Below are 25,840 nucleotides of genomic sequence, written 5' to 3'. Positions count from 1 at the left end.
TCGAACGCTCCGAAGTGCGAGGCCTTGACCTCATATCGGCGGTGGAGGCGGCGGAACGCGTTGAGCCAGGAAACGGTCCGTTCGATGACCTATCTGTGCCGGCCCAGGGGTTGGGAGGAGTCGATGCCGCGGTGGGTGATGCGTCGTCACCGCGACCGCCGCGGCGTGCGTACGCCACCACGCCGGCCCCATCACCGGCTGGGACGTCGAAGTCGAACACCGTCTCGAGCGCCCCCGCCTCACCGCCGACGCCCGCCTCGACATCACCGACCACCGCGACACCGGAATACTGTGGCCCGAGCACGAAGGCACCGGGTTCCTCGCCGAGCCGGGCCCGGGAAGGCCCGGTGCGGCTTTCCCCGGCCAGCCGCGGTCACTCGTCGTCGGTGGCGTGCTTGTCGCGCAGGGGCCGCAGGCCGCCGGGCAGGTCGGGGAGTTGGAAGGAGTACCGCCCGAGCACGTTGATGTGGTGGCGCACGAACGGCGAGAGCCGGGCGGCGTCTTCGTCACGGACCTCGAAGTCGTCGGCGCGGAGCCGGGTGAGGGCGGCGTCCACCGAGTTCCCCACCCCAAGGCGAAGGCGTGGGCGGCTCGTCGGGTCACGCCCAGGCGGGTTCGTGGTCGTGAAGTCCGTCGAACTGCACGTGGTAGACGCCCTCGGTGATGAGCCGGGAGGACCTGCCGACGAGGCGGGCGACCACGGGCGACCACCGGGTGTCGTCCGTCCGGAGGACGTTCTCCAGCACCCGGATGTCGGTGAACTCCATCCCTGAGAGGTCTTCGCCCGAGACGTCCACGGTTCGCTCGAACGCCCGACGAACGTGATTGGCCGCCATTCCCTCTGCCTGCTGCGCGGAATCGCGCAGACGGGTCATGTGGCGGTGCAGCCGGGCCAGAACGCGCAGGGCGCCCAGGGGCTGGTCCTCGGTGGTGCTCCGCCGCTTGGCCACGTGGTCGAACGGCATCGCCGCCCAGTCGAGTTCGGCGAACGCCGGCTCGTCCGCTCTGTCTCGGAGGTCGTCCCCCGCGATGCCATTCCGCAGGATGCGAACGGGACGTCCGGCGTCGAGGACGATCCGGCTCGCGCGGCCGATCTTGCGGTCCCAGGCATCCTCGATCGCGTCGAGGGCACGGGCGTACTTCGCGGGGTAGCCGAGGAGCCGCAACGCCTGGCCGCGGTGGTCGAAGGCTTCGGCGGTCGCCCGGGACGGCGCGGGATCCAGGATGCGCGAAGGGCGGTCCGTGGGGTGCAGGGCGAACAGGGTGTCGAGGGGGTTGGTGTGGGCGCGGGCGAAGTATTCGGTGACGGCCCGGGGGCGCGGCGTACCGACTTCGATCAGCAGTCCGGTGCTCAGATCCACCAGCCTGCTGCCGTCGGGCAACGTGCGCGCCTGCCGGCATGACTCGCGCTGTCGTTCCGGACGCAGGGCCAGTCGGCCGCGCAGGGCCCGGGTCGGCGAGGGCGACCGCGGCGCCCAGAACGGCGAGGGTCGCGGTGACGGGTTCCACGGGGCGGTGCCTCCCCGAGACGATCGCGCGATCCGGGACCGTCCCGACACGCGCCGCCTGGCTCCGCAGGTGCCGCGAACGCCCGGATCATCGAACTGCTGACCACCCTGACAGGCCAGGACCCGAACTCGCGCTGTCCGGGTCCCGGGTCGCTCGCCGCGATACTGATCCGGCGACGCGCCCCGGGGGCTATCTCCTGAACGCGGCGGGGAGGTCGTAGCGGGCGACGAGGTACCCGCCGTGTTCGTCGTCGTGGCCGACCGCTCCGGCCGCGACCAGGCGCCGTGCGGCGTCGAGGACCTGGTCGACGTCGGTCGGTGCGGTGTCCTCGCCGGGCAGCGGGATCGGCCGCTGCTCCAGGCACAGCAACCCCGGAGCCGAAAAAGCACTTCCTATGAGAACAGACTCCGCTGGCGAAGTCGTTTTCGTGGTCGAGGGAGCCGTCCAGGCGATGGCGGTCGGGATGCCGGCGGTGCGGCGCGCGTCGATCAGATCCCGTCGGGGCTCGAAGGGACCGCTTGCTGCCGACGGCTGGCGGGGCATCGGGTGCACCGTCGCGGGAAGCGAGTGGGCTGCGCGTGACATGAGCGTCCAGGTGTGTCCTGATCGATCAGGGATCGAGAAGCGCGGTCCACGGCGCCGGCTCTAGCCTGCTCGCCATGGACATCACCATTCACACGACTTCTCTTCCGCACGACGACCCGGACGCGTCGCTCGCCTTCTACCGCGACGTCCTCGGCTTCGAGGTTCGCAGCGATGTGGGGCAGGGCAGGATGCGTTGGATCACGGTCGGACCGGTCGGTCAGCCGGGTACGTCGATCCTTCTGGCGCCGCCTGCCGCCGATCCCGGTGTCACCGAGGACGAGCGCCGCACGATCACCGAGATGATGGCCAAGGGCACCTACGGCTGGATCCTGCTGGCCACCCCGGACCTCAACGCCACGTTCGAGAAGGTGCAGGCCGGTGATACCGAGGTCGTCCAGGAGCCGACCGAGCAGCCGTACGGCGTCCGCGACTGCGCGTTCCGCGACCCCGCGGGCAACCTGGTCCGCATCCAGGAACTGCGCTGAGCTGTGCGGGTATTGCTGTGGCTGTGTGGGCCGACATCGCGACCACCTATGAGGAACGCGCCGGCGCACCGGAGCAAAAGTGCCTGCCCTGCCGGTGGCCCGTCGGGGCCCCGTGCGGGTCTCGTTGAACCGGTCATGAGCCCGGACTGCGTCCCGCTGCCGTCCGGCGGCCGGTAGGGTCCGGCGGGCCGGTCCACACCACCGAGCGTTCGGGGTGCCCCCTCGGGGGGCACCCCGAACGCTCGAAGACGTCGATGGCAACGGAAGATGAAAGAACGAGGGGGAGGGTCTGATGTGTAAGCCTGAATGGCGGCGTGCGCGCGTCGAAGCGCAGCGCCTGGCCGATCTCGCGCGGTTGCGCCGCGTCCGCGATCGGATCGACAGGGAGTACGCGCAGCCGTTGAACGTGGAGGCGCTCGCCCGTGATGTGAACATGTCCGCCGGGCATCTGAGTCGGCAGTTCCGGGCCGCGTACGGTGAGTCGCCGTATTCGTATCTGATGACGCGTCGGATCGAGCGGGCGGCGGCGTTGCTGCGGCGGGGTGACGTCAGTGTGACCGAGGTCTGTTTCGCGGTGGGCTGTGCGTCGCTGGGGACGTTCACCACTCGTTTCACCGAGTTGGTGGGTATGCCGCCCGGGGCTTTTCGGCGTCGGGCGGCGGATGCGGCGGCCGACCCTGCCGATGCCGGGGGTGCGGTCGGTGACGGGGGGTCGGCGTTCGTGGTGGAGGGGATGCCGGCGTGTGTGGCGAAGCAGGTGGCGAGACCGGTCAGGAATCGAGAAGCCCCGGCCGCCGCGCGGCCCCTAGCGTGATGGTCATGGCAATCACCGCTTCCCCCGCAGCCGACACGTCCCTGGCGTCCGTCACCCTCGAGGTGGCCGATCTCGAGGCCGCTCGCCGCTTCTACAGTGCGTTCGGTGTGGACTCGTACATTCGCCTGCGGGCGTCCGATGCGTACTCCACCGGGTTCCGCGGTTTCACCCTGGCGCTCACGGTGTCCGGGCCGTCCACCGTCGACGCGTTCGTCGGCGCGGCCGTGGACGCCGGCGCCGCGGTGCTGAAGCCCGCCGCGAAGTCGTTGTGGGGCTACAGCGGCGTCGTCGAGGCCCCGGACGGGACGATCTGGAAGATCGCGACCTCGGCGAGGAAGGACACCGGCCCCGCCACCCGCGAGGTCGACGACGTCGTCCTGCTGATCGGCGTCGAGGACGTCAAGGCCACCAGGCGGGACTACGTCGGCCGGGGCATGTCCGTGGCCAAGAGCTTCGGCGGCAAGTACGTCCAGTTCACCCCCGGCGGGGCCGGTCCCCTCACGCTGGCGCTGTACAAGCGCCGTGCCCTCGCCAAGGACCTCGGTGTCCCCGCCGATGGCACCGGCTCGCACCGCATCGTCCTCGGCACCACCGCCGACGCCTTCACCGATGCGGACGACTTCGCCTGGGAGGCCGCCGCGTCGCCCGCCCCCGCACCGTCCTGACCCCCGGCCCCCACCCCGGCCCGCTCGACCCGCCTCCCGCCCGCTCGACCCGCCCCGTCGTGCCCATCGACCGGCGAACACGCGCCGCTGCGACGGCCGGGCCCGCAGCCCGGATGTCCGGCACGCGTCCATCCACCCACTGTGCAAGGAGCACGTCATGAAGGCGCACGTCAGCTCGATCCTCCTCGGTGTCCGGGACATGGACCGGGCCAAGCGGTTCTACACCGAGGGCCTCGGCTGGAAGATCAGGAACGACTTCGGCATCTCGGTGTTCTTCGACTCGGACGGCGCCTCGCCGGTCGGCTTCTACGGCCGCGAGGGTCTGGCCGGCCAGGTGGGCACGGATCCGGAAGGCAGCGGCTTCAGCGGGCTGGTCCTGACCTACGTCGTCCGCAGCCAGGAGAGGGTCGGGGAGATCATGGCGGAGGCCGCAACGGCCGGGGCCACCATCCTCAAGCCCGCCGGCGACCTGCCCTGGGGCGGATACGGCGGCACCTTCGCCGACCCCGACGGCTACGTCTGGAGCCTGGGCTACAGCGCCCAGGGAACCGACCAGCCCTACGCGGAATAGCCGCGATCTGTTGCCTCACAGCCGTCCGGGACGGCGCGGCGCGTGCCGCAGCCGTCCCGAGTACGGCGATGGTGGTCCCGGTGTGGGAAGTGGGAGCGGCCATCGGAGTCGGGCGGGCCGGATCCGCGGTGGGCCGGCAGAACTACGTCCGCAGGGGGCGGCAGAACAACAGGAGAAGGATCATGACGTTTCGCACCCTCGTCGAGCCACCCGAGCCCATGCGGGGCCTGGAAGTTCCGCCCGGGGTGGTAGCGGCGCTGGGCGGGGGTGTGCGGCCGCCGGTGACGATCACGGTCAACGGGCAGTCCTGGAAGAGCCGGGTCGCCATCCTGCGAGGCCGCCACCTGCCGGTCCTGAGCAACGCCAACCGGCAGGCCGCCGGTGTCGCGATCGGCGAGGAGGCCGAGGTCGAGGTCGAGTTGGAGCCCGACGCCGAGCCGCGCGTCGTCGTCGAGCACGCGGACTTCACCCGGGCCCTGGACGACGACCCGGTGGCCCGCGCCGCGTACGACAACCTCGCGTACAGCCACAAGCGCGAGCATGTGCGCGCCATCGAGAGCGCGAAGAAGCCCGAGACGCGCCGTCGGCGCATCGAGAAGGCCATCGTTACTCTGCGGGGCTGATACCCGAGAAGCGAGCTTGCGCCGGACTTGGCCGCCGTCATCAGGCCGGTCAACGGCACTTTCGTCGCCGGCGACACCGCTTGGTGGGACGGGGCGCCGTCTGCGCGTCGGATTCGAAGAGGTTCGAGTCCTGGTCCTCGGACCTCATGATCGACCGAGTACCACGCCCGCTACGGAGGCAACGGCGTGATGATCTGCTTCGCGTGCGATTATCCGGCCGGCCCCGGCCCGCGCCGCCAATCCACGGCAGGCCCCAGGTCGTCGAGAGCCGGAACAGCGCGAACGCTGTGCTCCACCACGGCTGGGACGGCGCCCCGACCGGACGGGGCAAGGAGCACGCCGAGACGTCGGTGCCGCCCCTGGATCCGCTCCGGTGCGCGCTCGCGCGCGTCGACAACCTGTTGGTGCAGCAGGTCGCGGCCGAACCGGCCGGGCGAAAAAGCTGAGCGACGAGGAGCGCGGCGCGACCCCGCCGCGCTGTCCCGGTCCAACGTCAACCCGTACGGAACCCTCCGCCTCGACACGGACAAGCGCCTCGCCCCGGGGCGGACCGCCGCCGTGCCCCGACCCCGAACCCCGGCAGACACCGACGTCCGATCGCGTACGGAGACACGATGCAGCACTTCCAGCACCTCACCGACCCCCGGATGAACGAGGCCGCGTGGCGGGCACTCGACCTGATGCGCGCCTACGCAGCCCGCGACCGCGCCGCGATCATCGAGCACCTCGCGAACCTGGAGCCGGACCAACTGGAGTACGCCGCGGGCGTGCTCATCACGATGTACAACGACACCCGCCAGGTCTTGAACGACACCGAGCGCCCGTGCAACCCGGCGACCGTGCGGCGGGAGGTCGAGGCGGTGGCTTGCCTCGCACCGGCCGAGCACGAGTTCGCCGTCGCCGTCACCGCCCTGCGCCTGGCCAACGGCGAAGTGAAGATGCAGGAGGTCGCGAACACGACGGAGATCCGCGACCGCATCCACACCGTGGCCGTCTACAGCCTCGCCCTCCAGTTCGCTGTGTTCAGCCGCAAGGGAGTCCAGCGTTCGCTCGACGAGGCCGCGCGAATGAACGAGGCGATCGGCGGTCCACGGCCGTACAGCGTTGCGTAACGCGCTCGCTGCCACGCAGCGAGGCGGAGCGCACGAGAGCGCCACCGGGCATGGAAAAAGCGGGATGGCCCGCCTTCAACAACCGGTGTTACAGGACCCCTCGTGTCCGGTGGCGCCTCGGGACCCGGACGCGCCGCTCGCGGCACTGTAAGCCGCCGCGCGCCGGGTGCTCGCCGCCGATGTGAGCGTCTCCCGGGCGAAGCAGGGCAATGGGTGGTCGTCGTACTGCAACGGCCCTCGATGCCCGGACTTTCCGGCTACGGAGTCGGTGGAGGAACTGTTCGCCTGTGACGGCGTCCGCGCTCGGCGGGATGCGTCCTGATGCTCCGGCCGGCGTGCGGCCGGAGCGGGTCCGGAGCGGTTCCGATCAGGCGTAGTCGGTGATCCACCCGCTGCAGGTCGCACGGGTGCTGTCCTTACGGGGGTGTGCGGACGCTCGCGGGAATCGCGCTGCCCGGCGCGAGCCCGGATACGGCCGGGCCGACCGCGGTGGCCCACCGCAGACCCGCACCCGCGGCCATGCCTTTGTCCGTGGCCGTCGAGGAGGCCCGTTCCGGTGACGCCTGGGCGGTGGACGCGGGCGGTGGGGGCGGCCACGCGCCGGTGTTCCCCGGGTCGGCCGCCACGTCCGGACGGTGCGGGTCGCCTCTTTCGGCGCGGCGCCTGCCTTGATCGGCGTGGGTGGGGTTGCTGAGCGGGTCGGCCAGAAGCACGAGGTCGCTGACCGGTAGTGTCATCGCCGCCTCGCGCAGGGCGTCTTCAAGAAGGTCACCGCCGACGACCCGTGGGGTTACGGACGCTTCCTTGAGTGGGCGACATTTTGCCCACCCCGCCACACAACTCACGGACATGCCTCGGACCGGTTCCGAAGTTCCGCCTTCGACCGGCACCACCCGGGATCACCATCCTGGACCAGGAGACTCAACGCGGAACCGAGTGCGCCCTCGACGTCAACACCGACACGATGGGAAGTAGCGGAACCCACGAGCTCCGGCGTCGGGAAGCCGATATCGCATCCCACCCGCTGGGGCTCGCCTCGGCGACAGTGGGCAGGACGAGTGGCCATATGAGGCTGAGCGCCCCGTCGGGATGGCTTCTCCGGCACCGCCGGCTAGAGGTGGATCCCGGTGCGATTCGGGAGCGGTGCGTGGCGCCGTTTTGACGGATGCATGCGCCCGTTGGGTCCGCGCCGAGTCCGGGCCGGGAGGTCATGGGTTACGACGGCTACGACGGCTACGACGGCTACGAGAGTGTCGTCGATTCGCGCTCAGTGCCGCAGTCTCCTGAAGTCATTGGTTCAGTGATCAGGATTGTCCACGCCGGTTCGCGACCTTTCCTCACGTGACGTTCCGGGTGGCGTTCAGGCCGTCAGGTGGCGCGACATCCAGTGTTCGATGGCGTTGCCCGCGCGCACGCGGCTGTCCGTGTGCAGGAACTCGTGGCCCTCGTCGGGGAGGAGCAGGATCCGTGCGGGGATGCCACGTTCGCGCGCCGCACGCACGATCCGACGGGATTCGTCCGCCGGGACGTTGGTGTCGTGTTCGCCGTGAACGGCGAGAAAGGGCACGCGCAGGGCGTCGAGGCGGTTCATCGGGGACAGTTCCCGCAGGAGCTCTCGGTCGTGTCGCGGGTGACCGTACTTGACGGCGGCCGAGCGAGCGAGCCACGGCTCGGTGCCTGCGAAGAAGGTCGTCAGATCCGACATGCCGCAGATCGCGATGCCGGTGCGAAACAGTTCCGGATACCAGGTCAGGGCGGCGAAGGTGAGGTATCCGCCGTACGAGTGACCCATCACCGCAAGCCGGTTGGGGTCCGCCCATCCGGCCAGGACGATGTGTGCCGCGCAGTCGGCGACATCGTCGAAGGCGCGGAATCGTCCGCGGCCGAGGTCGGCGTCGACGAAGCGGCGGCCCGCTCCGGCGGAACCTCGCACGTTCGGCGTGAACACGTCGATGCCGCGGGCGAGCAGGCGATGATGCAGGGCGTCGAAGACGGGTCGCGCCTCCTCTTCGGGACCGCCGTGGAGCGACACCACGCACGGCGCGGCGCCGGCCTCGTCGCGGTCCGGGGCGCGGTAGTACCAGCCGGTGGAGGCGAGACCGTCCCGGGAGCGCACCCGCACCGGTTGGGGCACGACCGGCGCCGTGCCGTGCCCCGTGACGTCGGCACCGCGCGAGGACCACGGAGTGCGGGTGGGGCCGACCGCCTCGGCGCGAAGCCGCCACACGCCGGGGCGGCGCCGCGATCCGGAGAGCGCGATCCACCAACCGTCGGTGCCGGCCGGTGCCAGTCGGGTGATCACTTCGTGCGGCAGGGGCAGGGTGCGAAGGCGCGTGACGGCCCCCGATCGTCGCAGCGTGACGATCTCGGCTTCGCTGCGGCCACCCTCGTTCCAGGACAGTGCAGCCGTCCGGCCGTCGTTGGAGACCGACAGCAACTCCAGGTCGGCGTCCTGGCGTGCGGCGGCGACGTGCGTACGGGCGAGCGAACCGGTGGCGGTGAGTTCGACGCGGAGCAAAGCCGCGAACTCCCGGTCGGCGTCGCTGCGCAGCCACAGGGTGCGGCCATCGGGGGCGAACCGGCCGATCCACGGGTCTCCGTCCGCCGCGCGCAGGACGCACACCGATTCGGCGCGGGACGTGGACACGATCGCCGCTTCGCGCCGCCCGCGCGGCCCGCGGCGCAGCAGGGCCAGGCGTCCGTCGGGCGACACGTCGCATACGCGCAGGGTCGCCGCGTTCTGCTCGGCGGTGATCAGGGTGGGCGAGCGGACGCCGTCGGGGTCCACGAGGTAGGCGGTCGACAGGCTTTCACCCGCTTGTTCTCCTGCCCCCCGCTCGGCGGCGGGAGCCCGGATCAGCCGACCGGGCGCCGGTCGTGCGCCGGTGCGGCGGGCACCGGGGGACGTGGCCGGTGACGAGGCGGCCGAGGCCGCCCGGGTGTCGGCGGTGGCGGATTCGGTGGTGACCGCTACCGCCTTTCCGTCGCGTGTCCAACATCCCAGGTAGGCGGAGCCGCCGGCGGGCGCGTCGGCGAGCACCCGGCGACCCGACCCGTCCGGGCGTACGCACAGCACGCGCGTGCGTCCACCTCCGCCGGTGGTCGCGGTGTACGCGATCCACCGTCCGTCCGGCGACCACGACACTTCGTTCACCGGGTCAAAGCCGGTGTCGAGCAGGTGCGGCTCGTCGGTGTCGGCGGCCGCGGTCCACACCTGGGGCACCCCGGCCCGATCGCACACGAACGCGACGTGTTCGCCGGTCTGGTCACCTGACGGGCCGCCGCAGGCGTGCGCCCGCGTCCACCGGTGAGCGGTGTCGCGTGCCCCGACCGCGTCGGGCAACGCCATGGCGACGGGCGCGTGCCCGGCAAGCCGGTCGCCGCCCCGCTCGCCTGGGCGGGGCCGGTGCGGGTCGGGCATCGTGTTCACTCGATTCCGTGGGTCTGGAGCCACATCTCCAACAGGGCCACCTGCCACAGCGTGTTCGCTCCGCGACGGGCGCGATGGGTGTCGGGCGCGGTCAGCAGCTCGGCTACGAATTCGGGACGGAAGATGCCGCGTTCGACGGCCTGGGGCGAGGACAGCGCGTCGCGTACCCGCGCGAGCACGGGGCCCGCCATGTGGGTGATGGCGGGAAGTGGGAAGTAGCCCTTGGGCCGGTCGACGACCTCGACCGGGAGAACGCGGCGCCCGGCGTCCTTGAGGATGCCCTTGCCGCCTTGGGCGAGCTTGAGTTCGGGCGGACAGGCTGCGGCGAGCTCCACGAATTCGTGGTCGAGGAAGGGGACGCGTGCTTCCAGGCCCCAGTCGGCGGTCATGTTGTCGACGCGCTTGACCGGGTCGTCGACCATCATGACGTGCGTGTCCAGGCGCAGGGCCGCGTCGAGTGCGGTCTCCGCGCCCGGTGTGGCCATGTGGGTGGTGACGAGTTCGGTGGAGACGTCGTGGTTGGCCATCATGTGCGGTTGCACCATGTGGGACAGGTCGGCGTGTGATCGGTCGAAGTAGACGTCGGCGTACGTCTGCGGTTCGTGGTCACGTGGTACGGCGGCGAGGTCGGGGTACCAGCGGTAGCCCGCGAGGATCTCGTCGGCACCCTGCCCGCTCTGCACCACCTTGACATATTTGGCGACCTGTTCGGAGAGCAGGTGGAACGCGACGACGTCGTGGCTGACCATCGGTTCGCTCATGGCGGCGATGGCGCCGTCCAAGGCGGCGGACAAGCGGTCGGACGGGACGAGCAGTTGGTGGTGATCGGTGTCGAAGTGCTGGGCGACGAGGTCGGAGTAGTGGAATTCGTCGCCGTTTTGACCTCCCTCGGATTCGAAGCCGACGCTGAAGGTGGCCAGGTTCTCCTGGCCGGCTTCGGCGAGGAGCGCGACGATCAGGCTGGAGTCCAGGCCGCCGGACAACAGGACGCCGACCTGCACGTCGGCCACGGTGCGTCGTCGTACGGCCGTTCGCAGCGAGTCCAGGAGAACGTCGCGCCAGTCGGCGGCGCTCATGCCGGCGTGCTCGGCGCGGCGAGTGTAGTCCGGTTGCCAGTAGCGGTGGTCGCGATACTCGCCGTCGGGCTCGACGACGCGGATCGTGGCGGGGGCGAGCTTGCGCACACCCGTCAGGATGGTGTGCGGCGTTGCCACGGTGGCGTGCAGGCTCAGGTATTGGTGTAGGGCGACAGGATCGATCGAGGTGTCGACGCCGCCGGCGGCGAGCAGTGCGGGCAGGGACGAGGCGAATCGCAAGCGACCGGGCTCCTGGGCCAGGTAGAGCGGTTTGATGCCCAGGCGGTCGCGGGCCAGCACGAGGCGACCGCTCGCGTGCTCGGCGATCGCGAACGCGAACATGCCGTACAGATGCTCGACACAATCGGTGCCCCATTCGCGATACGCCTTGAGGACCACCTCGGTGTCGGAGGTGGAGAAGAAGCGGTGGCCCAAACCGCGCAACCGGTCCCGCAGTTCGCGATAGTTGTAGATACAGCCGTTGAACACGCCGGTCAGGCCCGTCTCCGGGTCGGTCATCGGTTGCGCGCCGCGTTCGGACAGGTCGATCACCCGGAGGCGGCGGTGGCCGAGTGCGATCGCGGCCTGGCACCACATGCCGCGGCCGTCGGGGCCGCGTGGTGCCAGGCGGTCGGTCATGCGCTGGACGCCGGCGAGGTCGGGTCTGGTGCCGTCGAATCGTATCTCGCCGCTCAGGCCGCACATTGCTTGTCTCCTCGGTTCGTGGTCGCTCGGGTTCCGGGTCGCGGGTGTGTGGTCGGAGGGCGGTCACCGCGGGTGAGGGCGATCAAATCGCCGACGGCGTCGGCCCAACGCTCGCGGGGCGCGTAGCGCCGCAGCCGATGGGCCTCACTGCCGCGGGCGAGTTGTTCGTGGGCCAGAAGGTGCACGGTCGTCCAGTCGCTCAGGGCTTCCAGACGGGGCCGCAGTCGGGTCAGCATGCTGTGTACGACTTCGGAGGCGGACGCCGGTTCGTGGGTGAGCGGATCGATCAGCGCACCTTCGAGTCCGGAGCGGGCCGCGCGCCAGGTTGCCGCACGCAGCCATTCGGTGCGGGCGATCGGCCAGTCGGTGCGGTCCTCGCGAACCGCCTCGCACGCGTCGACGACGAGGGCGCGAAACAGGCCCGCGACCAGGACGACGGTCTCCACGCGTGGGCAGGAGTCGGTGATGCGCAGTTCCAGGGTGCGCTGCCGAGCGGACGGCCGGACGTCGTAATAGACCATGCCGGGATCGCTGATGACCCCGGACCGGACGAGATCCGCGATGGCTTCGTCGTATGCGGCGGCCGACGCGAAGTGGCCGATGGGTCCCGCCGTGGGCCAGCGCTGCCACAACAGCGTGCGCCAACTGGCGTATCCGGTGTCGGCGCCGAGCCAGAACGGCGAACTGGCCGTGAGCGCGAGCAGCACCGGAAGCCACGGTGACACGAGCGCCGCCGCGCGCACGGCCGTGTCCCGGTCGGGCACGTCGACATGGACCTGGGCCCCGCAGATGAGTTGCTCGTCGGCGACGAGCCGATAGTCCCGGGCCATGTCGGTGTACCGGCGCTCGTCGGTGGCCTGGATGTCCTCGACGCGGGCCTGCGGCACTGTGCCGGCGGCCACGACGGCCAGACCGAGGGCGTCGGCCGCGTCGGCGAGGGTGCGACGGGTTTCGCTGAGGTCGCGGTGCAGCGCGTCCAGCGTCGGATGGACGGCGCTGTTCGTCTCGATGACGGACCGCCGGAACTCCTGGGTGTAGGTGTCGCTCGACAACTTCCCCAGTAGGGCGGGCGCCTCCGGTACCAGGCTTCGATTGTCGGCTCCGACGATATGGAATTCTTCCTCGACTCCCAACGAAACAAGCACCAGAAGCTCCTTGCCATCAATAACCGGCACGATTCACCGCGGTCGTGTCCGCATAAACCCCGCGGGTCCGCGCGCGCCGGGCTCGCGTTGCGCGATCCGTGGTGGGCGCCTGCTGCCCGCATCCGACGGAAACAAGCCTCCCGCTCGCACGCCAGTCGTGTGACCTGCACCGCAGCGCCGGGCGGGCCGCAGGGCGAGGTGCTCCTCGGCTCGGTGACGAAGCGCGTGGGCCTCACCCGAATGGGGGATGGCCGATCGGAAGGTGCCGGGCCATGCGACGGGAGGTGCTTCGTTCACGGGCTGCGACGCGCATAGGGCGCGAGGTGGAAGCACCGTGGCTCATTCGTGGGTGAGATTTGGTTGGGCCACCGGTGGTTTGCAGTTCGGGGGATTCAGGTGCAGGCCGTGCCCTGCTCCAACCGAGTTCATCAGCGCCTGTGACTGGATGGTTGGGTGCGTTCGACCGGATGCCGAGAGTGTCACGTCGGGCAGGTGTCGATGAGCGCCGGACCGGACCCCCGGCGAATCCGAACCCGTCATCCGCCAGGGTCGTCGCTGCGCTGGGTCCAGCCCAGGATTCCCAGCAGTGCCCGCACGGCTCGATCACGGGCGCGTTCAGGTCGTAGCCCAACCCTCGCAGGTGAGGTGGGTCAGGGTGACGACGGCGCGGCCGAGGTAGCCGACCAGCGTCATGCCGGTCCAGAACCCGGCGTCCACGGCCCCGTATTCGGCCTCTGCCCGGGCAAGACGGCGCGCGGGCGACACGTTGGGTCGCCGTGCGCGTGAGTGACCGGCGCCTGGATCCGGGTGGCGCGGGGGCTGCCGCCTGGCCCGGTCGCCGCGGGGCGGCCGGGGGCGGGGGTGGTGTGGGCAGTCGGTGCGGCGGCAGGGGGGCGGTGGGGCCGCCATGGATGGCCTCCATGGCGGGGCTCGATCTCCGCTCAAGGCGTCCTGGAGGCGTCCGGCCTGGTCCAGCCGGGCCTGATGAGTCCGGACTCGTACGCGGCGACGACCAGTTGGGGTCGGTCCCGGGCGCCGAGCTTGGCCAGAATCCGGCTCACGTGGGTCTTCACGGTGAGCGGGCTGACCACCAGGCTCTCGGCGATCTCCTGGTTGGACAGACCACCCGCGACGAGGCCCAGAACCTCGCGCTCGCGGTCGGTGAGGACGGCCAGATCGCTCTGATGGGCCGCGTGGTCGGGGCGGCTGAGCAACTGGTTGATCACGAAGGCGGTGGCAGAGGAGGAGAGCAGTGCCTCGCCCTGCGCCACCGTCCGGATGGCGACGAGGAGTTCGGCCGGTCTGGTGTCCTTGGCGAGAAAACCGTTCGCGCCGGCCCGGAGGGCCTCCAGAACGTTCTCCGTGGTCTCGAAGGTGGTGAGCACCAGCACCCGGACGCCCGCCAGATCCTCGTCGGCGGCGATCAGGCGGGTGGCCTGGATGCCGTCCATCTCGGGCATGCGCAGATCCATCAGGACGACGTCCGCCCTGTTGGCACGGGCGAGTTCGACGGCCTCTCGCCCGTTGCACGCCTCACCGACCACGGTCATGCCGTCCGCGGTGTCGACCAGCAACGCAAGCGCGCCGCGGACCAGTACCTGGTCGTCGGCGAGTACCACTCGTATGGTGTCCATGCCGTGCCTCTCCTCGGTTGTTGGGCGCCCGGCCGATGGCGGGCGTCGGTGCGTCATTCGGCGGCGGGCGATCCGACCTGCGGCATGGCCGCCGCCGGTCGGTACCGCTCGTGGTCGGGCAGGGGCAAAACGGCCACCACCTCGAATCCGCCATCGGGTCGGTCGGCCGCGGTGAGCCGCCCCCCGACGCTGTGCGCCCGCTCGGTCATGCCCAACAGGCCGAAGCCCGCGCCCTCGTCCGCCCGCCGGCGGACGCGGCCCACCCCGTCGTCCCGGACGGTCACGTCGACCTGCCCGTGGCCGTACTCGATCCGGACCAGCACTCTACGGGCCCTGGCGTGCTTGACGACGTTGGTCAGCGCCTCCTGGATGATCCGGAAGGCCGTCACGTCGTGTCCGGCCGGCAGCGGCGGGGCCGATCCCACGATGTCCACGTCGATCCGGGCGCCGGTGGCCGTTACCATGTCGGCCAGCTCCCCGAGCCGGGCCAGCCCCGGCAACGGCCCGTGGGAGGCCGGGCCGTGCCCGCGCAGTACGGCGAGCGTGACCCGCAGGTCGGCGACGCCGGAGCGGGAGATCTCGGTGATGGTGTCCATGGTGCTGCGCAGCAGTGCGCGCGTCCGCGCGTCCAACTCGGCGTCTTGGCCCAGCAGATGGGCGGCTACGGAGGCCTGCACGTTGATCGCGGCAATGCTGTGGGCAAGCACGTCGTGCAAGTCGCGCGCGATCCGTATGCGCTCCTCGCCGAGCAGCCGCTCGGCCTCCTCGGCCCGGTGGACCTCCTCGCGGGCGTGTCGTTCGGCCACTTCCGCCCGGTAGGCCTGCTGGTAGCGGACGGCTTCGCCCAGCGCGAGCGCCAGCACCACCATCATCGCCGCGTCGAGTACGTCCGAGAAGTGCATCTGGGGTTCGGTGCCGACCAGCATGACCTGCACCAGGACGGCGACCACGGCACCGACCTTCACCGAGCGGCGCCGCTCACCCACCGCGGCCACGGTGTAGAGCGCGATCAGTATCGCGACCACCGGTGGTTCGTCCGCGTAGCCGCGCAGTTGGAAGACCGCCACGCAGGCGAGATTGACCACCAGGACGGGCAACGGGAACCGCCGGCGGACCGCCAGTGCCCCGGTCATCAGCCCGACCACGACGAGCGCGAGCACGTCGGGCCCGCGGGTTGCGCCGGCCGCGCCATCGGACAGTGCGAGGGCGGTGGCCGCGTAGGCGAGCAGTACCGCGGCCACGGCGATGTCGCGCAGCCGGAAGGCTGTGCGCAGCAGACCGGTCCAGTCGGTGGTCATCGTCTCTTCCGTCCGTCGGCGGGTCCGGTTGCTCGGCGCACGCGGGTGGTGTGGTGCTCTCGGTGGTGCGGATGGTGCGGTGGTGGGGCCTTCGGGACAGGGGCCGGCACGTTCGGGCGATCGAAGGCGATCGAGGGCGGCACCGGAGTACGCCCTCGACCGCCTTTTCGATTCCGGATCAGTTCCGGAGCTGCCGTTCCCGGCCGATCGGGGCGGACGCCTGCCCGTCGGTGTCCGCGGGGTCCGTACGCCGACCGAGGGCGCTCGGCCACCACAGGTTCGAGCCGAGCCGGAGGCCGACGGCCGGGACCAGGATCGAACGGACCAGCAGAGTGTCCACCAGGACGCCGAAGGCGACCAGGAAGCCCAGTTCGACCATGGGCACCAACGGCAGGGTGGCAAGCACGGCGAAGGTCGCGGCGAGCACCACGCCCGCCGAGGTGATCACACCTCCGGTCGAGGAGAGGCTGCCCAGGATGCCCCGGCGGGTGCCGTGCAGGAGGGACTCCTCGCGGGCGCGGTGCATCAGGAAGATGTTGTAGTCGACGCCGAGGGCGACCAGGAAGAGGAATCCCAACAGGGGAAGGCCGGGGTCGATGCCCTTGAAGCCGAAGATGTGCTCGAACACCAGCGTGGAGGCGCCGATCGCGGCGGCGAAGGAGACCACGACGGTGAGGATCAGTACCACAGGTGCCACGACGGCTCGTAGCAGCGCGCCGAGGATCAGGGTGATGACCACCAGCACCAGCGGGATGACGATCTTCTCGTCGCGGGCCGATGTCGTCGCGGTGTCCAGGTTCTGCGCGCTCGGACCACCGACGGCCGCCGCCGGGTCGACCCTGTCGACCGCCGCGCGCAGAGCCTTGATGGTCCGCCGCTCGGCCGGGCTGTCGGGAGCGTCCTGGGGGAAGACGGTGATCTCGGCATGCTCGGCGCCGGAACGCCCGGGAACGACCTGGCTGACGCCCTTGACGCCCTTGACGCCCTGGGCCGCCTCGAGCACGGCGTCCTTCTTGACGGTCGGTGCGATGACGGTGATCGGCCGGCCGCCGATGTCCGGGAAATGCCGGGTGACCAGGGTGAATCCGCTGACGGAGTCGGGCGTCTTGACGAACTGGTCCTGGCTGCGCAGGGGGCCGGGTCCGCCGAGCAGGCCGAGCGCGAGCGCGCCGAGGACGACGACCGAGCCGACGGCGGCGAGGCCCTTGTGGCGGGCGATCCATGCGCCCAACCTGTCCCAGCGGGCCTGCCCGGCAACGGCGCCGGTGACGCCGGCGGCCAGTACCTTGGGCACTCTCGGCCAGAACACCCAGCGCCCGAGCACCAGCAGCAGGGCGGGGAATAGGGTCAACATGGCGGTCAGTGCGCAGGCGATGCCGACGGCGCCGACCGGACCCAGGCCGCTGGTGCTGTTGAGGTCGGCGGCAAGCAGGCACAGCAGGCCGGCCGCGACGGTGCCCGCGGAGGCGATGATGGCAGGGCCGGCGCTGCGCAGCGCGACCAGCATGGCCCGGCCGGTGTCGGCCTCGGCTTGGAGGACTTCCCGGTAGCGGGCGACGATGAGCAGCGCGTAGTCGGTACCGACGCCGAAGACCAGGATCACCAGGACGGCCGCGCTCTGTTCGTTGACGACCACGCCGAAGTTCTTGGCGAGCAGATGGACGGCGGCCATCGAGATCAGCGTGGCGCAGCCGACGGCGAGTAGCGGGAGCAGCCACAGCACCGGGCTCCGGTAGATGAGGATGAGCAGGACGGTCACCACGATCACGGTGGTGATCATCAGCTTTTCGTCGATGCCGTCGAAGACCGCGTCGACGTCGCCCTCGATGGCGCCCGGGCCGGTGACCTTGGTCTCCAGGCCGGCCGGCCGGTCCTCCAGAAGCTTGCGCAGCGCGGGCAGGTACTCGGGAGGCTGCCCGGACGCCGTGCCCACCGAGTGGGCGAACAGCAGGGCCTTGCCGTCCCCGGAGCCCTGGACCCGACCGGACGAACCGTCGCTCTCACCGGTGGTCTTGTCGCCGTCGGCGCCGAGGGTCTGCGCGCCGTTCCCACCGGCCGGGGTGCCCGGAGCACTGTCGGTGGGTGGGCCGGGGTACTTCCGATCGAGGACGGCAAGGTGACGCTCGGCCGTGGTGCGGTCCTCGGCGGTGATCCCCGCAGCCCGGTGGTAGACCACGACGAAGTCGTTGACCCCGCCGCCGGGGAGCTTGTCCTCCAGCGCGGCGACCGTGGTGGACTCGGCCCCGGAAGGCAGATAGTCGACGACCTTGTCGGACTTGACCTTGTCCAGGCCGGTCGCGAACTGTGCCAGTACGGCGACCGCGGCCACCCACAGGCCTATGACCGCCCACGGGATCACTCGGCCGATCGCCCGGCCACCGCCCACACGGCTCGCAGGCTGTTTCTTCCCTCGCGCCATGAAAACCCAACTCTCCTGTGCGACAACCTGCTTGATGATCGAAACGCCCGGACTCGCGGTTCGGGCGGGGCCGCGCTGCCGGGCCGGGCACCAGATTCCCGGAATCGGGGTCGGTGGATCGTCGGCCCCGGGATGGCACCTGGCCGTACTCCCCGGGAACTACGAAGAGGCGCGTGGTACAGCCGGGTCAGTACGGCCGATCGGTAGCGGTGCGAGCGGGGAGCCGTGGGAATGGGGTGACTTTATGTCTTTCGTCGAGCGCGAGAGGACGCGTTGAAGCCTGCGGTGATAGTGGGTGGGCCGGTGCCGGTTGCTGCTGATCCCGCCGGAGTCGCGTGGTGCGGGTTCGGCGTGGTGCGAGGCGGTCCGGACCGGACCGGCGAAGCCGATGCGTGGGAGGTGTTCGCTCCGTATGTGGCAACGGGGCGGTGGACGGCCATTGTTGCCGCGGTCGCGTTGCTGGAGGGCTGGGGTCGCGTTGACGAGGCCCTCGCCCTGCTCCGCCCCCGGCAGATCATCTCGGTCAACGGCCGAGACCAGCTCGCCGACCTGGTTGGCCCGGTGTCGGTTTCGGCGAGGGCGGCGGTCTCCGCGGGGTGGAGTCGTTCGAGGACGCCGATGACGGCGTCGCGCGGGGTGCGGGGGTTCGCCGCGAGTCGGGCCAGGGCTGCGACCCGGCCGCCCTGGTCCCAGCCGAGTTCGGGCCCGGGGCCTCGACCGGTTCCGCTGTATCGGTCGTCCCGGGCTCGGACGACGATGGTGGGTTGGGGAAGGCGGGCGAGCCGCTCGCACAGCGCGGTCAACTCGCGGGGTTTGTCGCCGACCATGGCGAGGTCCTGCGCGAGCCGCTCGACGCCGTGGTCGGACAGGTTTCGCGCACTCGCCGCCGCTTCCTCGTCGGCGCCCACCCGCGCGCCGATGGGGCGACCCGCCGTCGCACCCCTACCGCCGATCGACGTGGTCGCGTCCCTCGGCGGGCCGCCGCCAGGCTCGCCGGGTGGCCCCGGCGTAGGGTCGCCGGATCGAGGGGCGCCGGATCGGCTGCGCACCGGCCTCGGGGCGCTGGTCCGTGGTGGGGTCGGGTCGTCGATGTCGGCCCAGACGGTCTTGCCGGCTCGGTGTGCCCGGACGCCCCAGCCGGTGGTGACCGTGTCGAGGATGTGCAGGCCGAAGCCGCCCTCGTGGTCGGGGCCGGTGTCGCGGCGCGTCGGCATGCGGTGATCGGTGACGGTGACGGTGACGGTGTCGGTGACGGACGGCCGTACGCCGCGTCGGGTCCGGCGCAGGGCCAGTCGTACCTCTCCGTCGGTGTGCCAGGTGCGCGTTGGTCAGCAGTTCCGAGACGACCAGGACGACCGCCGCGACACGGTCCTCGTCCCAGCCCCAGCCCGCGAGCGTGCTCGGCCCGCGTTTCGTGCCCGCTGCGAGGCACCGGTCTGCCGTGGCACGCGCCACCGCACACAGGGTCCACGAGGGCGAAGCCTCATCTACCTCTTCGGTGGACGGGAGGGTCGCGGGTGCCCTTCGGCGCGATATCGGTGCCGGATCCCGGGATCCGACGGCCGAAAGCGTGCCACCGGGCGGACGGGCAGACGGTGATCCTCGACTCCGGCTGTGGCCTGCCCGCTTGTGCGCCCGCAGACCTGCCCCACCATCCGGATTCCCATCCCGACTGTCCGAGTGGATCGGCGGCTCGGCGTACCACCGAGCGGTGGCAGCCCACGCCGGCGCGGTGGATTCTGGAGTCATATGCCGATCTGGACGGAGGCGGACGTCATGGCCACCACCAGGCACTGGACCGTGGACATTTACCTGAGCGAGAAGGCCGTCGACGACCCCGACGGTGGTGGAACGGCAATGACGCATGCGGAGGCGCGGCTGCGCACCGACGACACCACCGGACCGGGGGGCCGTGGCGCCGCCCGCAAACACCCCGCCGACCCGGATGTCCCGGAGATCGGCGACGAACTCGCCGCGGCACGGGCCCTGTCGGACCTCGCCCACCAACTGCTCCACGCGGCTGCCGAGGACATCGAGGCGGTCATCGGAAAGTCCACGGCGGGGCAGCCGGCGGCGAGTTGGGTCGACCCCGCGCGGTGAACCGGATCCCCCGAGGGGCCCGCCGCGCCGCGCCCACGGCGGGGAGAAGTTCCACCGGCAGGTGGGTAGGTGTTCACACTTCGCGTGAGCGCCGCACGACTGATGACTTCTCGCTGTCCCGCTTCATCTCGGTCACATGAGGCGGCATCGACGCGGGGCCTTGGACGGGCGTTTGACGACGCTGCTGCCGAGTCTGCACGGCGGGCTGCATCCCGGTGACAGCGATGAAGGCGGCGTTGGGTGGAATCGCGCGTTCCAAGCGGTGCTGGACCCAGTGCCCCACGTCCGCGGTTTCGCCGGCGTAGGTGAGAACCGCACCGATCAGAGGCTTCAGTATGCTGGTACTTCGGGCGATGACCTGGTCGAGCGACGCTCGATGGTGGACGGCGGTACCCCGCACGGTGTGGTCGGCATTCGGAAGCACCACCGACGCCTGGGAAGCCCCGTACGCCGCCATGGCGATGGGCAAGTCTCGGTCGACATCGGCGGATACGGATTTCCCGACTTCGGCCTTCCAAGCGTCCGACAGACTCCGCATCTCGCTCGGCGTGCAGCCGAATTTCACTGCCGCAAGAGCCAGATCCTGGATTGGATCACCCTCGCTCAAGCCCTGGAAGTCCAGCAGTTTGATGCCCGTCGGGCGAACACCCGCGGAGTCGAACTGCACAAGCACATTGCCGTAATGGAGGTCATTGTGCAGAATCCCCGGTCTGCGCCTCGTGAACGCCCGTGCGTCGTCACGCAGTTGACTGAACAAGGAGGTGGTCATCCCGAACTCGGCGAGCCGCGGATCGTTCGAGGGGTACCGTACCGCCCGGACATGGGCAGCCCGATCGAGCACCGAGACCACCGAGTCCACGCGACCATGTCGACGTACCTCCGCCGGTACGCGAAGCGTGGTCAAGTCCGCGAGGGCGCGCGGCAAGTTGTTCAATATCGTGGCACGCGCCAAGGCGTCGACTCGCATTCCGTCGTTGCTTGCGGCATGTGAACCGGAGATATATGACGTGACGATCAGACGTTCGTCTTCGTAGTGGAGCAGCCGAGCCGTCAGCCCTGGGTACTGAGCGTTCACCAGGCGCAGCGCGTTCGGGGTGGAGAGAATCTCGAAGGGTGCGAGCACCGGTCCACGGGGCTCGTGGTACTCGGCGCGGACCTGTGCGACAACCGGACCGATCGAGGTCATCCCGACAATGCCGGCGCTTTGGGCGCCGCGCCCGAGACGCAAGCCGTCCAGGAAAATTCCTCGCCGACTCACGCGTCGGTACGCAGCGTCCTTGACGCTCGACGGCAGCGTCGAGCGGTCCAGTAGTTGCGTGAAGAACGTCGACGCGTCCACTCCCCGGTCGAGTCCCGGCGACCAGCGCGTCCGCGCCTGATCGATCTGCCGGTGTATCGACTCGATGTCGGCCTCCGACAACGCACTGTGCCATTCAACGGTCGTTGTGCCGGTGTGCGCACCCGACCGCTCTCCCGCGCTGCCGCCCCGACCGGTCCCGGCCGTCTGATCACCTGCCATCGTGGTCACCGAACCCATGCGCGGGTGCGACGTGGGCGGGCAGGCCCCGGAGGCACAATGGCACCCGCCGGCGCGGTGCGCGCGGTGTGCGCGGTGTGCGCGACGACAGCATGGTGGGCCGAGGGCAGAGCGGAAACCGGGTAACCCGGGCTCTCACATTGGCTGGATCGACGGGCTGCACGGCGTGAGATGCTCCGATCTGGACTCCGCGGTCGCCCGCCCGGACCGGCGTGTCGGCGGCCCATTCGCACGAACCAGCAGAGCAGATTAGCGGGGGAGCCCCAACAACGCCACCAGGTCCGGGCCCTCCGCATTCGGCTTCACCTCGGGATCGGCCACCGCGGTCTCGACGATCTTGTTCAGCGCACACGGCACCAACGAACTGCCCGCCGTGGTGCGGAAGACCGGCGCGATTCGATTCTCGCGCGCCGTCACGGTGACGGACCGCCTGATTCGCGCGTCCCGGTCGCCGATGATCTCCTGACGCAGCACCGTGGTGTGGGCGCCGGGCGCGAACCGCCCGTCCTCGGGCGTGGCGCCGGTGTCCGGGATGGACATGTACGCCGCGTACCGCGCGCACGTGGAGCGTGCCGGGTCGCCGGGATCCGCGAGCACCGCTCCTCCATCGGCGTCACTGGCCACCGGTTCGAGTTTCGGGAGCGTGTCCCGCGCGGGGTCCGCGGTCGCCGTGGCCGGTGGATCGCCGACGCGTGCCCAGGCCTGCGGGACCGCTGCGGGGGAGCGGCACACGGCAACCGCGGGCGTCGTCGCCCCGAATGCGGCGACGCCCCACCCACCGAACACACCGTCTACGACGCCGCGTCGCTCACCAAGGTCGTCGCCACCTGGCCGCTGATCGGCCGCGCCCTCGACACCGGACTCCTCGACCTCGATACCCCGGTACGCGCCTACCTGCCCCGATCACCGGCGACGCCCCCGGCGCCGGCGCCACCATCCGCCGACTCCTGACCCACACCAGCGGACTGCGCGCGGAAACCCGCCTCGACCGCTACCGCGGCAACCCCGCCCCACTCGCCGAACTCCTGTGCCGCGAACCCCTGGAAGAACCCCCGGGCCGCCACCGCTACCTCAACCGGGGCTTCATCCTCCTCGGCCCGGCCCTCGCCCACATTCATCGGCGACCCCTGCACGAACTCGCCGCCGAACTGTGGACCGACCTCGGCATGACCGACACCACCTACGGACCCGTCACCCGGAGCCCACACGTCGCACCCACCGAACAGCGCCTCACCGGGGCACCCCGGATCTGGGGCGGCGTCCACGACGACAACGCCGCTCTCCTCGGCGGCATCGCCGGCCACGCCGGCGTCTTCACCACAGCGGCCGACCTCGCCGGCTACGCCGAACACCTCCTCCACCCCGAACACCCACTCCACGCCTGGCTCACCGCCTCCAGCACCCCCCAGGCACCGGTCGAACCCGGCTCGACCGAGGACTCGCGTGGCTCATCGCGGACGACGGCGACGTCGTCTACCACCACGGGTGGACCGGCACGAGCCTGTACCTCGCCCCCACCACCGGCCGCTACATCGCCATCTGCACCAACGCCGTCTACCACGGCCCGCCCAGCCCCCGCCTCGCCCCACTGCGCACCCTCGCCCGCAAGACCCTCACCACCACCTGACCCCTTCACCACCTCGGAGGCTCACCATGGGTGACCTTCTCGCCGACCACACCACCCTGCGCCTCGGCGGCCCCGCCGACCGTCTCCGCATCCACACCGACCCCACCGCCTGGCCCGACCTCGCCGCCGAACTCCCCGACCACCCCTGGGTCCTGGGCGGCGGCAGCAACGTCCTGGCGCCCGACACCGGCCACCGGGGCACCGTCGTGGTCATGGCCACCCGGCACGCAGAGCTACATCTGCGGCGACCTTGCCGCGTCCCGGCGCGACGGCCACGAGAGCCTCGCGCATTTTCGGGAAATCGGCGACGAGTGGGGGCAGCTCCAGGCGATGGGGATGCTCGGCAGACTCGCGGAGGTCGCGGGTGACTACTCCGAGGCAAGCCGGTGGCATCGCGAAGGGCTGCGGATCGCCGAAACCCTCGGCCTTTGGACCGACGCGTCGACCCGATGGTCCGAACTCGGCAGAATCGCCCTACTGACGCAGAACTACGCACTGGCCGAGCAATATCACGAACGTGGCCGACTGCTCGCCCTCGAACGGGGCGACAAACCGGCCCAGGAATTCGCCGAAGTGGGGCCGGCGCTGGGAGCTCGGCGGCAGGGGCGACTCGACGACGCGGAAAAGTATTTGCGGACCTGGTTGGAATGGAACCACCGATTCGACGCCGACAACGGCACAGCCCTGCTTCCGGCCGAACTCGGCTTCGTCGCCGAACTGCGCGGGCACGCCGAGACGGCCATGAAGTTGCACAGCGAAGGCCTGGAAGCAGCCGGCCGCACGGGTGATCCGCGAGCCGTGGCCCTGGCCTTGGAGGGGCTCGCGGGCGCGTCGGCACTCGCCGGCAGACACGGGCACGCAGCGCGGCTCCTTGGGGCGGCCACCGAAACCCGGGCTTCGGTGAGGGCACCATTGCCACCCGGAGAGCGCGGCGACATCGACAGGATCTCGGCCGCCACCCGGGCGGCCCTGGGGGACACCCAGTTCGCCGCGGCGTTCACTCAAGGCGCCAACCAAATCCGAAACGAACACGACTTGTATCCGATTGTGGACAATCCGTGGGATTCATCGTCCGGGCAGTCCTGATCCCGTGGATCGTCTGTGGTGACGCGAGGACAACCGACCGATACGGAGCGGGAATTCGTCGGGCCGTACCTGCCGATCGGTGCGTACCGTCCGTATCCCGCCCGGCTGCGGCAGCGGTTCGGGGTGAGGTGGCGGCGCCGCGCCTCCCGCTCGGCGTCGGCCACGACTTAGGAGCGGATCGGGAGCCTCCACCTCGCGGTTACGGACCGCCAACACCAACTCCAACAACCCGGCGCTGGTCCAGGGACGAAACCGCAAGTCGAACGCCATACCCCGCACTTGTCCCACAAGACGACACGATGCCGACAGCATGACCGAACCCGCACCGCAGCGCCGGGAATTGCCGCCAGCTCGGGCTTGGACGCCCGTCCGGCCCGTTCCCGGTCCGGGACAACGGGACCTGTGGACGGCCGAAAGGGCGCGAACGAATGCTGAGCCGCCCCGCCGGGTTTGTCGCACGGTCGCCTTCTGCGTGGCCGTTTCGTTCCCGGTTCCGGCACGATGCGCCCGGTTGCGGCGGCACACGGCGGCGGTCCGGCAGTGCGATTCGCGCCGAACGACGTCATCGGCGAAAGCCCCTGAGACCCGGTCGAGTTCCTCATCGGGCTCCATGTGCCGCACTGCGTCCCCCAGGCCGTCCCCGGCACGCTGTGGCTGTACGGCCAGGACACCGGCAGCGGACTCTCCATCGCCGCCGTCACCCACGCCGACGGCCTCAAATCCGTCGCCCACGAAGCCGGGCCGCGTAACCTGTGGCAGCAAATCGAGGAAACCCACCACCCCTGGACCCGCGCAGGAAAACCCGACACCACCCACATCGGCCTGAACACCACCCACTGTGATCCGGCTGCGGACAGGCGCGGCGCGCATCGGGAACCGCACGCACTCGGGCCGGGTGCGCTCGCACGCGTCGTCGGTCGGTGCGCACCAACCCGCAGACCTTCGCACGGGCAACCCGAGCATGCCCGGGTCGATCGCGGGCAGTCGTCCGCCGGGAGCCGCATCCGGCGGTGCCGTTTGCACGACTGACGAGTGAGGTCACGCCATGCCGCCCCTCCACTTGGCCGCCGACGACCCCACTCCCTTCTGGCCGGTGGGAGCGATCATCCTCACCGTCATCACGGTCATCAGCTTGTCGATCGGGATCTGGCGAATTCGCAGGATGAAACAGGGAAAGCGGTACTAACCGCCATGCCTGGACCGACCCGTGAGGTGGCCAAGGCCCTGCTCTTCGAGGCTGTCGCCGTCAACACCCCCGCCCTTCCCGCCCACCGGGCGTGCACCCCACCGCGACCCTCCCTGGCGCCCGCCGCTCGACGTAGTGGATGCCCAAACGGTCGGCGGCTCGAACCGGACCGAGGAACTGCTCGACGGGCCGGCTGCGGCGCAAAGCACCGCAGGCGAAGGATCTGCCAGGTA

General features: G+C 70.6%; 22 protein-coding genes and 1 pseudogene. 11 read left to right on the top strand and 12 right to left on the bottom strand.

What is annotated here, in order from left to right:
• Positions 1-373: 373 nt before the first annotated feature.
• From ACZ4FV_RS35025 to ACZ4FV_RS35015, 3 genes and pseudogenes are all read right to left on the bottom strand, one after another.
• Positions 374-556: pseudogene (locus ACZ4FV_RS35025) on the bottom strand (Tn3 family transposase); the annotation flags it as partial.
• A 43-nt stretch (positions 557-599) separates the two neighbouring features.
• The gene (locus ACZ4FV_RS35020) at positions 600-1,382 is read right to left on the bottom strand and encodes a hypothetical protein (RefSeq protein ID WP_465324344.1); all 783 of its coding nucleotides are present in this window, start codon (positions 1,380-1,382) and stop codon (positions 600-602) included.
• A gap of 316 nt (positions 1,383-1,698) precedes the next feature.
• Positions 1,699-1,878, bottom strand: coding sequence for a hypothetical protein (locus ACZ4FV_RS35015; protein ID WP_402241309.1), 180 nt, complete (start codon positions 1,876-1,878; stop codon positions 1,699-1,701).
• A 290-nt stretch (positions 1,879-2,168) separates the two neighbouring features.
• On the opposite strand from ACZ4FV_RS35015, the gene ACZ4FV_RS35010 reads away from it, so the two are divergent.
• The 7 genes from ACZ4FV_RS35010 to ACZ4FV_RS34980 all read left to right on the top strand — a co-directional run bounded on the left by ACZ4FV_RS35010 (position 2,169) and on the right by ACZ4FV_RS34980 (position 6,364).
• A complete protein-coding gene (locus tag ACZ4FV_RS35010) occupies positions 2,169-2,579 on the top strand; it encodes a VOC family protein (protein WP_395861761.1) in 411 nt (136 codons plus the stop codon).
• A 292-nt stretch (positions 2,580-2,871) separates the two neighbouring features.
• Positions 2,872-3,393: a helix-turn-helix transcriptional regulator gene (locus ACZ4FV_RS35005; RefSeq protein WP_465324341.1), complete on the top strand. Its 522-nt coding sequence runs from the start codon at positions 2,872-2,874 to the stop codon at positions 3,391-3,393.
• The gene (locus ACZ4FV_RS35000; protein ID WP_465324339.1) at positions 3,393-4,058 is read left to right on the top strand and encodes a VOC family protein; all 666 of its coding nucleotides are present in this window, start codon (positions 3,393-3,395) and stop codon (positions 4,056-4,058) included. The genes ACZ4FV_RS35005 and ACZ4FV_RS35000 overlap by 1 nt, the downstream gene beginning before the upstream one ends.
• Before the next feature lie 157 nt (positions 4,059-4,215).
• A complete protein-coding gene (locus tag ACZ4FV_RS34995; RefSeq protein ID WP_465324337.1) occupies positions 4,216-4,629 on the top strand; it encodes a VOC family protein in 414 nt (137 codons plus the stop codon).
• A 182-nt stretch (positions 4,630-4,811) separates the two neighbouring features.
• Positions 4,812-5,252 (top strand): YdeI/OmpD-associated family protein, encoded by a 441-nt coding sequence (locus tag ACZ4FV_RS34990; RefSeq protein ID WP_465324335.1) that lies wholly within the window; start codon positions 4,812-4,814, stop codon positions 5,250-5,252.
• 287 nt (positions 5,253-5,539) lie between these two features.
• Positions 5,540-5,698 carry a hypothetical protein gene (locus ACZ4FV_RS34985; RefSeq protein ID WP_465324333.1) on the top strand — a complete coding sequence of 53 codons (159 nt, stop codon included), beginning with the start codon at positions 5,540-5,542 and terminating at the stop codon, positions 5,696-5,698.
• Positions 5,699-5,866: 168 nt separating this feature from the next.
• On the top strand, positions 5,867-6,364 hold the full coding sequence (locus ACZ4FV_RS34980) for a hypothetical protein (protein ID WP_465324331.1): 498 nt from the start codon (positions 5,867-5,869) through the stop codon (positions 6,362-6,364).
• A gap of 416 nt (positions 6,365-6,780) precedes the next feature.
• On the opposite strand, the gene ACZ4FV_RS34975 is transcribed toward ACZ4FV_RS34980, so the two are convergent.
• The 7 genes from ACZ4FV_RS34975 to ACZ4FV_RS34945 form a co-directional block, all read right to left on the bottom strand.
• A complete protein-coding gene (locus ACZ4FV_RS34975; protein ID WP_465324329.1) occupies positions 6,781-7,101 on the bottom strand; it encodes a hypothetical protein in 321 nt (106 codons plus the stop codon).
• 623 nt (positions 7,102-7,724) lie between these two features.
• A complete protein-coding gene (locus tag ACZ4FV_RS34970; protein WP_465324327.1) occupies positions 7,725-9,785 on the bottom strand; it encodes an alpha/beta fold hydrolase in 2,061 nt (686 codons plus the stop codon).
• Positions 9,786-9,790: 5 nt separating this feature from the next.
• Positions 9,791-11,575 carry an N-acetylglutaminylglutamine amidotransferase gene (locus ACZ4FV_RS34965; protein ID WP_395861777.1) on the bottom strand — a complete coding sequence of 595 codons (1,785 nt, stop codon included), beginning with the start codon at positions 11,573-11,575 and terminating at the stop codon, positions 9,791-9,793.
• Positions 11,563-12,720: a carboxylate-amine ligase gene (locus tag ACZ4FV_RS34960; protein WP_465324325.1), complete on the bottom strand. Its 1,158-nt coding sequence runs from the start codon at positions 12,718-12,720 to the stop codon at positions 11,563-11,565. Before ACZ4FV_RS34960 ends, ACZ4FV_RS34965 begins: the two co-directional genes overlap by 13 nt.
• 941 nt (positions 12,721-13,661) lie before the next feature.
• Entirely contained in the window at positions 13,662-14,354 is a 693-nt protein-coding gene (locus ACZ4FV_RS34955) for a response regulator (protein WP_465324323.1), read from the bottom strand.
• 53 nt (positions 14,355-14,407) lie between these two features.
• Positions 14,408-15,652 (bottom strand): sensor histidine kinase, encoded by a 1,245-nt coding sequence (locus tag ACZ4FV_RS34950; protein ID WP_465324321.1) that lies wholly within the window; start codon positions 15,650-15,652, stop codon positions 14,408-14,410.
• Positions 15,653-15,830: 178 nt separating this feature from the next.
• Positions 15,831-18,071, bottom strand: a complete 2,241-nt coding sequence (locus ACZ4FV_RS34945; RefSeq protein ID WP_465324319.1) for an MMPL family transporter — start codon at positions 18,069-18,071, stop codon at positions 15,831-15,833.
• A gap of 1,749 nt (positions 18,072-19,820) precedes the next feature.
• On the opposite strand from ACZ4FV_RS34945, the gene ACZ4FV_RS34940 reads away from it, so the two are divergent.
• A complete protein-coding gene (locus ACZ4FV_RS34940; RefSeq protein ID WP_395861786.1) occupies positions 19,821-20,171 on the top strand; it encodes a DUF1876 domain-containing protein in 351 nt (116 codons plus the stop codon).
• 73 nt (positions 20,172-20,244) lie between these two features.
• Here the strand turns inward: ACZ4FV_RS34940 and ACZ4FV_RS34935 are convergent, their stop codons facing one another.
• Positions 20,245-21,690 carry a phosphotransferase family protein gene (locus ACZ4FV_RS34935; RefSeq protein WP_465324385.1) on the bottom strand — a complete coding sequence of 482 codons (1,446 nt, stop codon included), beginning with the start codon at positions 21,688-21,690 and terminating at the stop codon, positions 20,245-20,247.
• Between the two features lie 267 nt (positions 21,691-21,957).
• Complete coding sequence (locus tag ACZ4FV_RS34930; RefSeq protein WP_465324393.1) at positions 21,958-22,332, bottom strand: hypothetical protein; 375 nt, start codon at positions 22,330-22,332, stop codon at positions 21,958-21,960.
• On the opposite strand from ACZ4FV_RS34930, the gene ACZ4FV_RS34925 reads away from it, so the two are divergent.
• From ACZ4FV_RS34925 to ACZ4FV_RS34915, 3 genes are all read left to right on the top strand, one after another.
• On the top strand, positions 22,294-22,659 hold the full coding sequence (locus ACZ4FV_RS34925) for a serine hydrolase (RefSeq protein WP_465324383.1): 366 nt from the start codon (positions 22,294-22,296) through the stop codon (positions 22,657-22,659). The genes ACZ4FV_RS34930 and ACZ4FV_RS34925 overlap by 39 nt on opposite strands.
• Positions 22,611-23,369 (top strand): serine hydrolase domain-containing protein, encoded by a 759-nt coding sequence (locus ACZ4FV_RS34920; RefSeq protein WP_465324381.1) that lies wholly within the window; start codon positions 22,611-22,613, stop codon positions 23,367-23,369. Before ACZ4FV_RS34925 ends, ACZ4FV_RS34920 begins: the two co-directional genes overlap by 49 nt.
• Before the next feature lie 296 nt (positions 23,370-23,665).
• Positions 23,666-24,421: a tetratricopeptide repeat protein gene (locus ACZ4FV_RS34915; RefSeq protein WP_465324316.1), complete on the top strand. Its 756-nt coding sequence runs from the start codon at positions 23,666-23,668 to the stop codon at positions 24,419-24,421.
• Positions 24,422-25,840: the final 1,419 nt, after the last annotated feature.

The sequence above is a fragment of the Embleya sp. NPDC025285 genome (assembly GCF_055558835.1).
Note: the sequence above shows the minus strand (reverse complement) of the source record. Positions and strands in the feature narration are given on the sequence as shown.

What these genes read in the sequence shown, in the direction of transcription:
- ACZ4FV_RS35010 (WP_395861761.1), top strand. Translation starts at nt 2,169, where the DNA reads ATGGACATCACCATTCACACGACTTCTCTTCCGCACGACGACCCGGAC.
- ACZ4FV_RS35005 (WP_465324341.1), top strand. Translation starts at nt 2,872, where the DNA reads ATGTGTAAGCCTGAATGGCGGCGTGCGCGCGTCGAAGCGCAGCGCCTG.
- ACZ4FV_RS35000 (WP_465324339.1), top strand. Translation starts at nt 3,393, where the DNA reads ATGGTCATGGCAATCACCGCTTCCCCCGCAGCCGACACGTCCCTGGCG.
- ACZ4FV_RS34995 (WP_465324337.1), top strand. Translation starts at nt 4,216, where the DNA reads ATGAAGGCGCACGTCAGCTCGATCCTCCTCGGTGTCCGGGACATGGAC.
- ACZ4FV_RS34990 (WP_465324335.1), top strand. Translation starts at nt 4,812, where the DNA reads ATGACGTTTCGCACCCTCGTCGAGCCACCCGAGCCCATGCGGGGCCTG.
- ACZ4FV_RS34980 (WP_465324331.1), top strand. Translation starts at nt 5,867, where the DNA reads ATGCAGCACTTCCAGCACCTCACCGACCCCCGGATGAACGAGGCCGCG.
- ACZ4FV_RS34975 (WP_465324329.1), bottom strand. Translation starts at nt 7,101, where the DNA reads ATGACACTACCGGTCAGCGACCTCGTGCTTCTGGCCGACCCGCTCAGC.
- ACZ4FV_RS34970 (WP_465324327.1), bottom strand. Translation starts at nt 9,785, where the DNA reads ATGCCCGACCCGCACCGGCCCCGCCCAGGCGAGCGGGGCGGCGACCGG.
- ACZ4FV_RS34965 (WP_395861777.1), bottom strand. Translation starts at nt 11,575, where the DNA reads ATGTGCGGCCTGAGCGGCGAGATACGATTCGACGGCACCAGACCCGAC.
- ACZ4FV_RS34955 (WP_465324323.1), bottom strand. Translation starts at nt 14,354, where the DNA reads ATGGACACCATACGAGTGGTACTCGCCGACGACCAGGTACTGGTCCGC.
- ACZ4FV_RS34950 (WP_465324321.1), bottom strand. Translation starts at nt 15,652, where the DNA reads ATGACCACCGACTGGACCGGTCTGCTGCGCACAGCCTTCCGGCTGCGC.
- ACZ4FV_RS34945 (WP_465324319.1), bottom strand. Translation starts at nt 18,071, where the DNA reads ATGGCGCGAGGGAAGAAACAGCCTGCGAGCCGTGTGGGCGGTGGCCGG.
- ACZ4FV_RS34940 (WP_395861786.1), top strand. Translation starts at nt 19,821, where the DNA reads ATGCCGATCTGGACGGAGGCGGACGTCATGGCCACCACCAGGCACTGG.
- ACZ4FV_RS34935 (WP_465324385.1), bottom strand. Translation starts at nt 21,690, where the DNA reads ATGGCAGGTGATCAGACGGCCGGGACCGGTCGGGGCGGCAGCGCGGGA.
- ACZ4FV_RS34915 (WP_465324316.1), top strand. Translation starts at nt 23,666, where the DNA reads ATGGGGATGCTCGGCAGACTCGCGGAGGTCGCGGGTGACTACTCCGAG.